This is a genomic window from Arthrobacter sp. DualSoilB13 (assembly GCF_055389195.1).
In genome coordinates this window covers 3,673,938-3,686,097 of the sequence record NZ_AP035865.1, presented here as the reverse complement: position 1 = coordinate 3,686,097, position 12,160 = coordinate 3,673,938, and the positions used below count along the sequence as shown (strand labels likewise).

11 protein-coding genes are annotated in these 12,160 nt (G+C 63.0%); 3 read left to right on the top strand and 8 right to left on the bottom strand.

Annotated elements, in window-relative coordinates:
• Nucleotides 1-192 precede the first annotated feature (192 nt).
• The gene (locus ACZ5J0_RS16970; RefSeq protein ID WP_464093636.1) at nt 193-843 is read right to left on the bottom strand and encodes a CG0192-related protein; all 651 of its coding nucleotides are present in this window, start codon (nt 841-843) and stop codon (nt 193-195) included.
• 59 nt (nt 844-902) lie between these two features.
• Nucleotides 903-1,538, bottom strand: a complete 636-nt coding sequence (locus ACZ5J0_RS16965; protein WP_464093635.1) for a TetR/AcrR family transcriptional regulator — start codon at nt 1,536-1,538, stop codon at nt 903-905.
• Between the two features lie 81 nt (nt 1,539-1,619).
• Between ACZ5J0_RS16965 and ACZ5J0_RS16960 the strand changes: the two genes are divergently transcribed.
• The 3 genes from ACZ5J0_RS16960 to ACZ5J0_RS16950 all read left to right on the top strand — a co-directional run bounded on the left by ACZ5J0_RS16960 (nt 1,620) and on the right by ACZ5J0_RS16950 (nt 4,924).
• Nucleotides 1,620-2,663, top strand: coding sequence for an agmatine deiminase family protein (locus ACZ5J0_RS16960; protein ID WP_223941010.1), 1,044 nt, complete (start codon nt 1,620-1,622; stop codon nt 2,661-2,663).
• Nucleotides 2,660-4,381: an amidase gene (locus ACZ5J0_RS16955; RefSeq protein WP_464093634.1), complete on the top strand. Its 1,722-nt coding sequence runs from the start codon at nt 2,660-2,662 to the stop codon at nt 4,379-4,381. The genes ACZ5J0_RS16960 and ACZ5J0_RS16955 overlap by 4 nt, the downstream gene beginning before the upstream one ends.
• A 201-nt stretch (nt 4,382-4,582) precedes the next feature.
• Nucleotides 4,583-4,924, top strand: a complete 342-nt coding sequence (locus ACZ5J0_RS16950) for a hypothetical protein (protein ID WP_142937835.1) — start codon at nt 4,583-4,585, stop codon at nt 4,922-4,924.
• Between the two features lie 242 nt (nt 4,925-5,166).
• Here ACZ5J0_RS16950 and ACZ5J0_RS16945 read toward each other — a convergent pair whose 3' ends face one another.
• The 6 genes from ACZ5J0_RS16945 to ACZ5J0_RS16920 all read right to left on the bottom strand — a co-directional run bounded on the left by ACZ5J0_RS16945 (nt 5,167) and on the right by ACZ5J0_RS16920 (nt 12,008).
• Nucleotides 5,167-6,921 carry a glycoside hydrolase family 35 protein gene (locus ACZ5J0_RS16945; protein ID WP_223941008.1) on the bottom strand — a complete coding sequence of 585 codons (1,755 nt, stop codon included), beginning with the start codon at nt 6,919-6,921 and terminating at the stop codon, nt 5,167-5,169.
• Nucleotides 6,922-6,937: 16 nt separating this feature from the next.
• The gene (locus tag ACZ5J0_RS16940; protein ID WP_223941007.1) at nt 6,938-7,645 is read right to left on the bottom strand and encodes a hypothetical protein; all 708 of its coding nucleotides are present in this window, start codon (nt 7,643-7,645) and stop codon (nt 6,938-6,940) included.
• 5 nt (nt 7,646-7,650) lie between these two features.
• A complete protein-coding gene (locus tag ACZ5J0_RS16935; RefSeq protein ID WP_142937843.1) occupies nt 7,651-8,592 on the bottom strand; it encodes a carbohydrate ABC transporter permease in 942 nt (313 codons plus the stop codon).
• Nucleotides 8,592-9,518 carry a carbohydrate ABC transporter permease gene (locus ACZ5J0_RS16930; RefSeq protein WP_142937844.1) on the bottom strand — a complete coding sequence of 309 codons (927 nt, stop codon included), beginning with the start codon at nt 9,516-9,518 and terminating at the stop codon, nt 8,592-8,594. Before ACZ5J0_RS16930 ends, ACZ5J0_RS16935 begins: the two co-directional genes overlap by 1 nt.
• Before the next feature lie 117 nt (nt 9,519-9,635).
• A complete protein-coding gene (locus ACZ5J0_RS16925) occupies nt 9,636-10,916 on the bottom strand; it encodes an ABC transporter substrate-binding protein (protein ID WP_142937845.1) in 1,281 nt (426 codons plus the stop codon).
• Between the two features lie 78 nt (nt 10,917-10,994).
• Nucleotides 10,995-12,008, bottom strand: coding sequence for a hydroxyacid dehydrogenase (locus tag ACZ5J0_RS16920; protein WP_250820450.1), 1,014 nt, complete (start codon nt 12,006-12,008; stop codon nt 10,995-10,997).
• Between the last annotated feature and the right edge of the window lie 152 nt (nt 12,009-12,160).

Here is a 12,160-nt window from a genome sequence, read left to right as displayed (position 1 = left end):
CACGTGGTTAGACGACCTGCTTGCCAGCCTACGCTTGAGCACCTGTGATCAACAGATGCCCCCCGGCGCGCGCTCCTTCCCAGTTGCCCAGTGCCACCCCGCATATAACGCGGGCCTGGGGGCCGACACGCCGTGGCTTACAGGCGGCGAGGCAGGGCAACCGGGAAGGAGCGGCGCGAAGTATCCGGGTGATTAGGTCCGCACTACCGAGGCCAGCTCCACCGGCTCCTCCAGTCCGGCCCACTGTCCGTTGAGAATCAACTCCCCGTGAAGCTCCTGGGCCGCTGCGGTGCTGGCCGAAGCATCTGCGGCTACATCCAGAACCCGGGTAACTTTCAACCTCAGGGCACCCGCATCAATGATGGTCACGCCGCTGCCGGATACCGGCGCCGAGGCACTCAACGCGGGGACGCCGTCGTCGAGCTTTCCGCTGCCCTTCACCGTGACCGTGCTGGGCCGGGGCTCAGGCTCGCCGTCGACGATCAGTTCGGCCTCGTTCTGGCCGGTCAGGATGGCGGTGGCCAGGACTTTGACGTATACGGGATCAGCGCAGGCGTCGTACACCCAGCGCTTTCCCAGGACCGAGTGGTCCATGGTGCCGATGAGCCACTCCTCGGCGCCGGCAAGCTCGTAGCCGCGGTAGCTGAGCGGCACCTGGTAGATGCGCTCGCCGGCCGCGACCACGTGTGTTTCGAGCCCCACCTCGCCGGTGGGATCGTCAAAGCGGTAGGCGCCGATGAGCTCCGGGGTGCCGTCCTGGATGAACCAGGGCTGCTTCGGTAGGTAGTCAGCGATGAGTTCGAGCTTGGACGGGGACAGGGTTGCCTTGTGAATGATCGCCATGCTCCCAAGCCTAGGGCAGGGCAGGACTGGCTCCCGAAGGCGGCCCCGGGTGGGGCGGCCTACGCTCCCGGTTTGGGCACCAGCGAACCTCGGGCGGCGCCCACCATTCCCTCGACGGCGCGTGCAAGGTGCGTGCCGCGGTCGTTGACGCCGTCCCATCGGACCAAGGCCTGCGCGTTCAGGCCATCAACCATGCCGAGGATCTGCCAGGCGACGGCGGCGGCGTCGGAAACGTTGAACACTCCTGTGGCGTTCCCGTCCTCCACCACGTCCTGGAAGACCTTCTGCCAGGCATCCATCTGCTCCCGGACGGCGGCGGCAAGGGTTTCATTGCGGCGCCCCAAGGTCCAGGCTTCCACCCAGATTGCGGTGACGTCGAGCCTGCTGTTGTCCAGAAGGGTTTCCACCAGCAGGGCCAGGCGTTCAGATGGTCCTGGGCACTGGCTCAGCAAGGCGGCGACTTCCTGTGTTTCCGCTGCCACGATGGTGGCGAAGGTGTTCGAAACGAGGGCATCCATAGTGGGCTGATAGTGCGCCACCAGACCGGAAGCAACGCCAATTCGCGCGGCGACGTTGCGCAGCGTGAGCGCCGTGAGGCCTGCCTCGAGGGCGATCTCGCGGGCGGCTTCGGTGATTTCTGCGGCGCGCTCAGCCGGTGACTTACGGACTGCGCGCTTCTGTTGAGTGCTTGACATTACAGACCAGTCTAGATTAGGTTTTCTGCATTGTTGATCATGCGATCAACAAGAGAATGTCTGAAGACGAAGGAGTCACCCATGGCTTGGAGAATGCCGGCCGAAACCGCACCGCATGAGCGCACTTGGATGGCGTTCCCCCGCACCGGCCTGACGCTTGGCGACGACGCCGCCTCTGCCGAAGAGGCCTACGGGGCCTGGACCGCCGTCGCCCATGCTGTAGCCGAATTCGAGCCGGTCACCATGGTGGTGGACCCCAGCGAACGCGAGCGCGCCGCCCGGATGCTGGGTAACGGCATCGAACAGATCGAGGCGCCGCTGGATGAGTTCTGGATGCGCGACGTCGGACCCACCTTTGTGCTGGACGACGAACGCCCCGGCGTGCTTGGCGCCGTGGACTGGATCTTCAACGGCTGGGGTGCTCCGGCATGGTCCGAATGGCAGAAGAGCGCCGGAATGGGCTGTTTCGTTGCGGAGAAGTCCGGTGCCGAACTTGTCAGCTCTTTGCTGGTCAATGAAGGCGGTGCCATCCACGTAGACGGCAAAGGAACGGTGCTGGTAACAGAAACAGTCCAGTTGGATCCAAACCGGAACCCTTACGCCAACAAGGCAGCAGTTGAAGCCGAACTGGCCCGCACCATCAGCGCCACCAAGGTCATTTGGGTACCCCGCGGACTGACCCGCGACTACGAGGACCTGGGCACGCGAGGCCACATCGACATGGTGGCCACGCTGCCCGCACCCGGCCAAATCCTGCTGCATTCCCAGACCAACCCGGAGCACCCGGACTACGAGGTCAGCCGCACACTTCGGGCATTCCTTGAAACGCAAACAGATGCGGCGGGCAAGCCGTTCGAGATCGTGCCGCTGCCGGCGCCGGAAACGCTGCGCGACGAAGACGGCTTTGTGGACTGGAGCTACGTCAACCACTTGGTGGTCAACGGCGGGGTCATCGCTTGTGGATACGGGGAAGAACATGCCGACTCCCTCGCCGCTGAAATCCTGGCCGAGGCCTACCCCGGCCGCCGTGTTGTCACGGTGGATGCCCGGCCCATCCTCGCCCGCGGCGGCGGCATCCACTGCATCACGCAGCAGCAGCCCAAACTTGCAGGAGGTGCAGCGTGACGGCTCCATTCGACGTCGTTGAGGCCTCCATCGCAGAGCTGCGCGAGGCCCTGGAAACAGGGGAGGTGACCAGTGAGGAACTGACCCAGGCGTACCTTGACCGCATCGAGGCCTACGATCACAACGGCATCAGACTCAACGCACTGGTGGTCATGAACCCCGATGCTTTGGCGGACGCCCGGGCCTCGGACGAACGCCGGACGGAGGGCGCGCTGCTTGGGCCACTGGATGGCATCCCCTACACCGCCAAGGATAGCTACCTGGCCAAAGGGCTCACCGCGGCGGCGGGTTCGCCCGCCTTCGAGCACCTGATTGCGCAGCGCGACGCCTTCACCATCGAGCGGCTCCGCGATGCCGGTGCGGTGCTGATCGGGCTGACCAACATGCCGCCCATGGCCAACGGCGGCATGCAGCGCGGCGTGTACGGTCGCGCCGAAAGCCCGTATAACGCCGGCTTCCTCACTGCGGCGTTCGGCTCCGGTTCCTCCAACGGTTCCGGGACCGCGACGGCGGCCAGTTTCGCTGCCTTCGGCCTTGGTGAGGAAACCTGGTCAAGTGGCCGCGCACCGGCGTCGAACAATGCTCTGTGCGCCTACACGCCCTCCCGCGGCGTCATCTCCGTACGGGGCAATTGGCCGTTGGTCCCCACCATGGACGTCGTGGTCCCGCACACCCGCAGCATGGCCGACATGCTCGAGCTGCTGGACGTCATTGTGGCCGACGACGCCGAGACCCGCGGCGACTTCTGGCGGGCGCAGCCCTGGGTTCAGATACCCAAAGCTTCAGAGGTGCGGCCGGAGTCATACACGGCGCTGGCTTCGGAAACGCTCGACGGCGGACGGTCGGCTCTGCGGGGCAAGCGCCTTGGAGTGCCGCGCATGTACGTCAACGCAGATCCGGACGCCGGGACCAGTGCGCAGCCGGGCATCGGCGGGCCGACCGGGCAGCGCATCCAGACGAGGGCTTCCGTGATTGATCTGTGGGAGGCCGCCAAACAGGACCTTGAAGCAGCCGGGGCCGAGGTTGTTCTGGTGGACTTCCCGGTGGTCTCCAACTATGAAGGGGACCGTCCGGGCGCACCCACCATCGCCACGCGGGGCCTTGTCACCCCTGGATACCTCAAGCGTGAAATCGTGGACCTGTCAGCCTGGGCGTGGGACGACTTTCTGCGTGCAAACGGCGACCCCGCACTAAGCGGCCTTGCTGAGGTGGACGGTTCCAGGATTTTCCCGCACCCTGAATGCGCCCTGCCGGACCGCTACACCGGGTTCGACGACGACATTGCTGAGTATCCGGGACACGTCCGTGAACGCGGAGTTTCCCGGTTCACGGATATCCCCGAGCTGGAAAACGGGGTGCGTGGCTTGGAGGAGACCCGGCGGGTGGACTTGGAGGACTGGATGGACAGGCTCGGACTGGACGCAGTCCTGTTCCCGGCAGCGGCCGACGTCGGGCCCGCCGATATGGACGTCAACCCGGCCTCGGCTGACCTGGGCTGGCGCAACGGCGTATGGGTGTCCAACGGAAACCTCGTCCCGCGCCACCTCGGCATCCCCACGGTCACTGTGCCGATGGGAACCATGGCAGACATTGGCATGCCCGTGGGCCTCACGTTCGCGGGCCGCGCCTACGATGACACAGCACTGCTGACCCTGGCTGCCGCCTTTGAAGCAACAGGTTCTCGTCGGACCGTGCCACCGCGCACGCCGGCGCTGTAGTTTCGCCGCCAGCCCTGCGCTCCTGCCCGGTTGCTTTCCCGCTGTCACCGTAGATAGGCTCCGACACCGGTGAGTCGACCTAGTTTGCTGCCCGACCGGGGGTCTAACTGGGAAGGAGCGCGGGCAAGCGGCCTGGCGCCGATGCGTGGACGGGCCCCGGCACTGATTACAATCAAAGGGACGTCGACCACTGAGGGAATCATGAAGAAACTCACCACTGTCCTGATCGCTGCCGGGCTCATCGCCTCGGCATCCGCCTGTTCCGCCCAGCAGCAGCTGACTACCGCGGAAACGTGTGACCGCGTGGGCGTCGCCGCATCCGGCATTCCCCAAAACGCTAGCAAGACCGCCACCAACCGCGTGGCCAACGCCATCCGGCCCATCGAAGTCGTTGCATCGGACGAAATGAAGCCGGTTGTCACCGCCATCCTGGAGTACATGGATGAGCAGTCCAAGGAAACCCCGGACGAGGCGAAGCTTGGCGAGCTCGGCCAGGCCTACCAGGAAGCCGGCACCAAGTACGGCGAGCTCTGCCGCGGCTAATGACGCCCGCGCGCTGAACACACAGACGTGCTGAACACGAGAGGGACCGGTTGAAGGACCGGTCCCTTTCGCGTCCCAACCATCTCTCACATTCTGGCCCTTAAACCGGAACCGTCTCTCACTTCGTAGCCGTTATGGCGCGACGCTCTATCACTCCTCTGAGAAGAGCGAGAGAGGGTTGCCGGGAAGGGCGTGGGATGTGAGAGACGGTTGGGTTCAAGCAGGTGGGATGTGAGAGAGGGTTACTTTTCGTCGGGGCCCAGGTCAGGCCCGACGGCGAAACTCACCTCACGCGTCGCGCTTCCGTGGAGTTCCAGGATGGCGAGCTCATTGGCGCCTTCCCGAATGAGCGGACCGGGAACATAGAGCGTGCGCTGGGGCCCGCGGCTCCAGTACCGTCCGAGGTTGAAGCCATTGATGAAGGCGTTGCCCTTGGTCCAACCGTCCAGGCGGAGGAACCTGTCTCCGGGGCCGTCGGCGTCGAAGGTCGCGAACGAAACAGATGGCCCAGCCACCCCGGCAGACGCGAAACCGCGGGGAAGCGTAACCGCTGCGGACCGGTAGGCCTCCAGCGAGTTCACATCAACAGCGCCCACTTCCCAGTCGAAAAGCTCCACACCGTTCAGCATCGCGGGACCGATCAAGCCCTTGGCCTCGCCGATCCGTTGGCCGTAGTTCACCCGGCCCTGGTCCTCCAGAAGAACCTGCAGACGGCCGCCGCCCGGGATGACAACAGCGCGTTCGCCCAATTCCCGGCTCAGGACGCCCACGGGCACGCCATCCAGGAAGAACTGTGCCCGGTCCCGTATTTCCGAGAAGGACAGCACTCCGCCGGAAGGCAGCGATGCCTCGTACAGGTAGAAGCCCCGGTATTGGCCGGTCACTTCCACCGGCGGTACCGGCCCGGGAACCAGCTGCGCAGCGGTCGGAACGGAGAGCAGCGGGACGGAGGACGTGACGGACAGGACAGAGGATTCCGGAACAGGCGTCCGCCGATGCGGCACCTCGGAAGGAACCGGGAAGTGCTTGGCAATGACGTCCCGGAAGGCGAAGTACTTGGCCGTGGGTTGTCCGTCCTCGGAGAGCGGAGCGTCGTAGTCGTACGAGGTAATGGTGGGCTCGTAAATACCCTTGTCGTTTGCCCCGTTGCTGAACCCGAAGTTGGTCCCGCCGTGGAACATGTAGATGTTCACCGAAGCCCCGGCAGTCAGCAGCGCATCCAGTTCGGCGGCGGAAGCAGCGGCGTCGGTGGTGTGGTGGTGCGTGCCCCAGTTGTCGAACCAGCCGTTCCAGAACTCTGCGCACATCAGAGGGCCGGTAGGCTGACGCTCCCGCAGGAACGCCAGCCGCTCATCCGCGCGTGATCCAAACGTTCCTGTCTTGTGAAGTTCGGGCAGCGAGCCGTCCTCGATCATGGTCTCGAATGGTTGGTCGCAGGTGAACAGCGGAACATCAACACCCAACCGTTTGGACAGGTCAACCAAGTGCTGCAGGTAGGCCTTGTCGCTGCCGTATGCGCCGTACTCGTTCTCGATCTGGAACATGATCACGGGCCCGCCTTGGGTGATTTGCCGCGGCACCACAATCTCCAGCACGGACTCCATGTAGGAGGAGACGGCGGCGAGGTAGCCGGCTTCGCTGCTGCGCACTCCCACGGTGGGATCGGTGAAAAGCCAGGCAGGGAGTCCACCGTTGTCCCATTCGGCGCAGATATACGGGCCGGGCCGCACGATGGCCTGCATCCCGGCATCGGCCACCAGGTCCAGGAACCGGCCAAGATCCAGGCCGCCGTCGCACACAAAAGCGCCGGGAACGGGGGAATGCTCATTCCAGGGCACATAGGTTTCGATGGTGTTCAGACCCATCAGCCGGGCCTTCTCAATCCGGTCCGCCCACTGGTCCGGATGGACCCGGAAGTAGTGGATGGCTCCGGACAGGATACGGAAAGGCTGATCGTTCAGGAGGAAATCCTGACGGCCGATTGCGAAGGTCTGCAACTAAAAATCCTAAAAATCAGGCCGAACGGAGAACGGCATGGAAAGCGAACGACGCATTGCTCCAGATCACGAACAGCAGCGGCGCCGGTGCCAAGGCAACGCCGAGAACGGGCTGTAGCACGGCAGCGGACACGATGATTCCCAGCAGGATCAGCATGGCGGCGCTGAGGTACCAGCGCTGCACCACCAGATACAGCGAGGCCTTCAGCACGCTCTTGAGCTTCGCATCGGGCAACAGCACGACGCCGGCAATCGCCGTGACGGTGAGGCTCACCGTCACGGCGGCTGCTACGACGATCAGAGGCACCAAAACTGCGGCGCCGGGGATGGCCTGGTTCTGGACGACGGCCAGGTCCACGCCGAGGAACATCAGGAGGCCCACCGCCCCGACGCCCAACAGCGCGGCCTTGCCGAAACTGCGTTTGTATCCCCGAAGGAAAGCGGCAACCGGCTTGACCGCACCGCCGTCGTCGTTCAAGGCCTTGAAGGCGGCGAAGATGCCGGCGAGCGACGGTGCGACGGTGACGGAGAGAGCCAGGAAGAAGGGCCAGGCCGCCGCCGGATCTGCAACCAGTGACAAGGAAAGTACCAACGGGGCATTGGCCACCGCCATCAGCACATTCCCGGCAAGGAAGGTGTAGATGAAACCGAAGATGCTGCCAAAAGCCTCGAACCCCGGGCTGGGGATTCGTCCTGCCAGGCCGCGCCGTTTTGTTCCACCCACAACACTCATCCTTTCATCCCGCTGGTGGCGATGCCCTGGATGAAGTAGCGCTGCCCGATCAGGAAGATGATGAGGATGGGGATTACGGAGATCACCGAGCCGGTCATGATCATGGCGTATTCGGCGTCGAACTGGCCCACGAAGGACCGCAGGCCCAACTGGACGGTCCAGAGACGGTTGGACGTGAGGTAGATGAACGGACCCATGTAATCGTTCCATGTGTTCACGAACGTCAGCAGCGCCAGGCTGGCCAGGGCCGGCTTGGACAGGGGCAGGATCACCCGCGCCCAGATGCCATACTCGCTCAGGCCATCGATCCGGGCGGCCTCGCAGAGCTCATCCGGGATGGTCATGTAGTACTGGCGCATCAGGAACACGCCGAACGCACCGAACGCCTGCAGGAGGATCAAGGCGTTGAAGCTGTTGGTGAGGCCCAGGTTCTGCATCATGATGTACTGCGGCACCATGTAGGCCTGCCACGGAACGGCGATGGTGCCGATGTAGGCGAGGAACAGGACATCACGGCCCGGGAATCGGACCTTGGAGAACCCGTATGCGGCCAGCGAGCCCGTGAGGACCTGCAGGCAGGTGATGATCACCGCGAGGTAGAGCGAGTTCTGCAGGTAGCCCATCATGGGGATACGGGTCCAGATGTCCGTGTAGTTGCTCCACACGAACTCCTGCGGAATCCATTGGATGGGAACGGTCAGGACCTGGTTGTTTTCCTTCAGCGAGGAGGACAGCATCCAGATGAACGGCACCATGAGCGCCACCACCAGGACCACCAGGACGCCGTAAATAATGACGTTCGCGGTCCGCTTCTTTTGCTCCCGCGGGGAGCGCTTGCGGTCAGTACGACGGCGGTCTTCCGCAGTGGGTGCGCCGTTCGGCAGCGGCGATGCGTCCGTCACATGAGTGGCTTTGAGGTCTTCGGCCATGTTGGTCATCAGCGTTCCCTCCGCTGTTGGATCTTGAACTGCAGGACGGTAACCGTCAGCACGATGATGAACAGGACCAGTGAAATGGCCGAGGAGTAGCCGAACTTACCTTCGCCGATGCCCTCCTGGTAGATCAGCTGGGACAGCACCGTGGTGGAGCGGCCCGGGCCACCGTTGGTCATGACCACAATGAGGTCGAACACCTTGAAGCTGGAGACCGTCAGCATGACCACCACAAAGAACGTGGTGGGACGCAGGGACGGGATGGTGACGTTCCAGAAACGCTGCCAGGCGCTGGCACCGTCAACTTCGGCGGCTTCGTACAGCTCGGTGGGGATCGCCTGCAGGCCGGCCAAGTACAGCACCATGTAGTAGCCCATATCGCGCCACACACTGGTGATGATCACAGCCGGCATGGCCCAGTCCGAACTGGAGGTCCAGCCCGGCGGGTTGGCGATGCCGATTGCGCCAAGGAACTGGTTGATGGGGCCGCTGTCCGGGCTGAACAGCATGTTCCACACGACGGCGACAGCAACCAAAGAGGTGATGTACGGGAAGAAGATGGCCACCCGGAAGAAGCCGATGCCCTTGAGCTTACGGTTCAGCAGCATGGCCAGTAGCAGTGCCAGGGCCATGGTCAGCGGGACGTGCCCCAAGGCGTAAACAACAGTGTTTCGCAGCGCGATCCAGAAGGAGTCGGACGCGAACATGCGCTCAAAGTTGGCCAGGCCAATCCATTTTGGAGCGCTGAACGAGGTCCATTCCATGAAGGAGAGCGCGAATGCGGCCACGACTGGAATGAGGGTGAAGGCCAGGAAGCCAAGGAAGTTCGGAAGGATGAACGTCCAGCCGATCAGCGTGTTGCGCCTGGCTTGCTTCCTGTTGCCGCGGCTCTGCACGGGGGCAGGTGCCTGGGTGATTGTTTCTGTAGTCATGATGACCGCTCCCGGGGCGGGGGCGTTCCTCCATTTCAGGATCCGGAGAGTTCAGATCCGGTGCTGGTGCTGCGCCTGACGGACGCAGCACCAGGACCGGGGGAGTGTTACTGGGAGCTACTTGCCCAGAACTTCGCTCGTGACGCGCTTGCCCATCTCGGCGATGCCATCAGTGACGGAGCGCTCGCCCACCATGATCAGATCATGTTCCTGGTTGAGGATCTTGTCCGTGGCGGCCGACTTGTCGCTGACAGGCATTTCCAGCTCGGTGGTGTCCGGCGTGAAGGCCTTCTTGGACAGCTCATCCGTGGGCATGCCATCGAGCTTGAAGTACTCAGCGGTGATGGAGTCGTTCTGCAGCGCCGGAACTACGCCGATCTTTGAGATCGCCTTGGCGCCTTCTTCGCCTGCTGCCCACTCGATGAACTTCTTGGCTTCATCGGAGTGCGTGGCGTTCTTGTTCACGGCGAAGGCCGTGGGCGAACCGAACGTGGTGACCTTGCCGTCGTCGTTCTTCTGCGGCATGGGAGCCAAGCCCCAGTTGACGTTGGTCTTGCCGTCCTTCTTGGCCTGCAGGATGCCGGCGATGTACCAGGTACCCATGGGCATCATGGCTGCCTGGCCTGACTCGAACATGGTGCGGTAGCTGGTCTTCTGGCTCTTGGCGGTGCCGAAGTCCAAGGTGGCGCCGGACTTCTGCAGGTCCAGAGCGGTGTTGTACTGGTCCTGCATGAAGCCGTAGTCGCCGCTGTTCTGGTCAGCGCCGTTCTGTGCTGCCGCGATGGCCTGGACCACCGAACGCCAGATGTGGTGGTAGGTGCCGTAGGTCTTCTTGCCGCCAGCCTCGGTGGAGAGCTTCTTGGCGATCTCCGTGTACTTCTCCCATGTCAGATCCTTGGGATCTTCAATTCCGGCAGCCTTGAACAGATCCTTGTTGTAGTACAGGAGCCAGAAGTCCTGGCGGTAGGGAGCTGCGTAGTACTTTCCGTCAATGTTGAAGGCATCCGTGCCGGCCAGGTTGTCCTTGCCCAGCTTGTCCACCACGCTGTTGATCTCCTGGAGCTGGCCGTTGTTGGCGTAGCGGGAGTAGTCAATGACGTTCTTCATGGTGAGGACGTCAGTGGTGTCGCCGCCGGCAAGCATGGTGGTGACTTTCTGGGGGTAGTCATCGGCCAGGATGTCCACGGGTTCAATGTCAACGTTGGGGTTGGCGGCCTCGTAGCTGTCAAAGAGGGCCTTGAACTCCGGGGTGCCCTCGTAGTTCCACACCGAGACGGTCAGCCGGGTCTTGCCTTCGGCCGCCTGCGGTTCGGCGGGACCGGCAGCGCCGGCACAGCCGGTGAGTCCGAGCCCTGCAGTCACCGCAAGGGCGATTGCGGCGAGGGTTGTGCGCTTCATTGCGTTCTCCTTTAGTACTGGTTCTTAAGTTTGCCGTAGGTGCGGCTTTGTTTTAGTGCCGAGGTGTTCTTGAGGAAGCTAGGCGCTGAGGCCGAGGTCCGCGTGGACCACTTGGGCCAGGAGGTCCTTGCCGGCGAGGTACCGTTCAAGGTCATCCAGTGCGGCATCGGACATCCGCCTGGTTTCGGTCCCAAGCGAACCTGCGATGTGCGGGGTGAGGATCACGTTGGGGAGACTGTACAGGGTGGAATTTGCGGGCAGTGGCTCGGGTTCCGTGACATCCAACAGGGCGGTGATACGTCCGGTGGCGCATTCTTTCTCGAGGGCTTCAGTGTCAACGAGCGAACCGCGGGCGGTGTTGATAAGCGTCGCATGGTCCTTCATGGACTGCAGCTCCGCGGTGCTGATCATGTTGCGGGTTTCCGGAAGTGCGGGCGCATGAATGGTGACGACGTCGGACACTGGCAGGAGTTCCTGAAGGCTGACCAGCGTGCCGCCTGCTGCCGCAACTTCAAGCGGATCTGCATAAGGATCGCTCACCAGGCAGGTGACGTCCTGGAGCTGCTGAACCAGCTGGACTACCCGGCGGCCAATACGGGAGAACCCGATGACGCCGATGACCCGGCCGATGTTCCCCAGCTCCCCGCGGTCGCCGATGTAGCTCCAGTCGTCCCGGTACATGCGGGCGTCGTTGGCCAGGACGTGTGCTTTCTTGCCTGCCAGGACTATGGAAGCGAACGTGAACTCGGCTACGGGGATTGCATTGGCGTCGGCGCCGTTGGTGACGGTGATGCCGCGATCCCAGAGTTCCTCGCTGACAAAGCTGCGCACCGTTCCTGCACAGTGGAAAACTGCCCGGAGTTTGGGCATGCGCTCCAGACGCTCTGCGTTGAGCTGCGGAACTCCCCAACTGGTGAGGAGAATTTCCACTTCTTCCAGGCGGCCCGTCAGCTCCGGTGCGTCCAACGTATCCGTCCACGGCTGGTCGCCGAGATCCACCATTCCCGCCAGCCGCTCCAGTCGCGTGGAATCGAACTGATCAGCAAAGGTTCCGCTATTCATGACCAGCAGTGCCTGGGGCTTGAGCGACATTGAGGGGATCCTCCTTTCGAAACTAACAGCGGTCTGTTCGACCGTGATTTATGTGTTGCATCACATCTAATAATCAGTACATACTCATAAACAAGACAGTTCATTCAACTCAATCGAGCTTGATCTAAAACATTCAAACTCGAACAAGTGAG

What these genes read in the sequence shown, in the direction of transcription:
- ACZ5J0_RS16950 (WP_142937835.1), top strand. Translation starts at nt 4,583, where the DNA reads ATGAAGAAACTCACCACTGTCCTGATCGCTGCCGGGCTCATCGCCTCG.
- ACZ5J0_RS16960 (WP_223941010.1), top strand. Translation starts at nt 1,620, where the DNA reads ATGGCTTGGAGAATGCCGGCCGAAACCGCACCGCATGAGCGCACTTGG.
- ACZ5J0_RS16935 (WP_142937843.1), bottom strand. Translation starts at nt 8,592, where the DNA reads ATGACCAACATGGCCGAAGACCTCAAAGCCACTCATGTGACGGACGCA.
- ACZ5J0_RS16930 (WP_142937844.1), bottom strand. Translation starts at nt 9,518, where the DNA reads ATGACTACAGAAACAATCACCCAGGCACCTGCCCCCGTGCAGAGCCGC.
- ACZ5J0_RS16970 (WP_464093636.1), bottom strand. Translation starts at nt 843, where the DNA reads ATGGCGATCATTCACAAGGCAACCCTGTCCCCGTCCAAGCTCGAACTC.
- ACZ5J0_RS16965 (WP_464093635.1), bottom strand. Translation starts at nt 1,538, where the DNA reads ATGTCAAGCACTCAACAGAAGCGCGCAGTCCGTAAGTCACCGGCTGAG.
- ACZ5J0_RS16920 (WP_250820450.1), bottom strand. Translation starts at nt 12,008, where the DNA reads ATGTCGCTCAAGCCCCAGGCACTGCTGGTCATGAATAGCGGAACCTTT.
- ACZ5J0_RS16925 (WP_142937845.1), bottom strand. Translation starts at nt 10,916, where the DNA reads ATGAAGCGCACAACCCTCGCCGCAATCGCCCTTGCGGTGACTGCAGGG.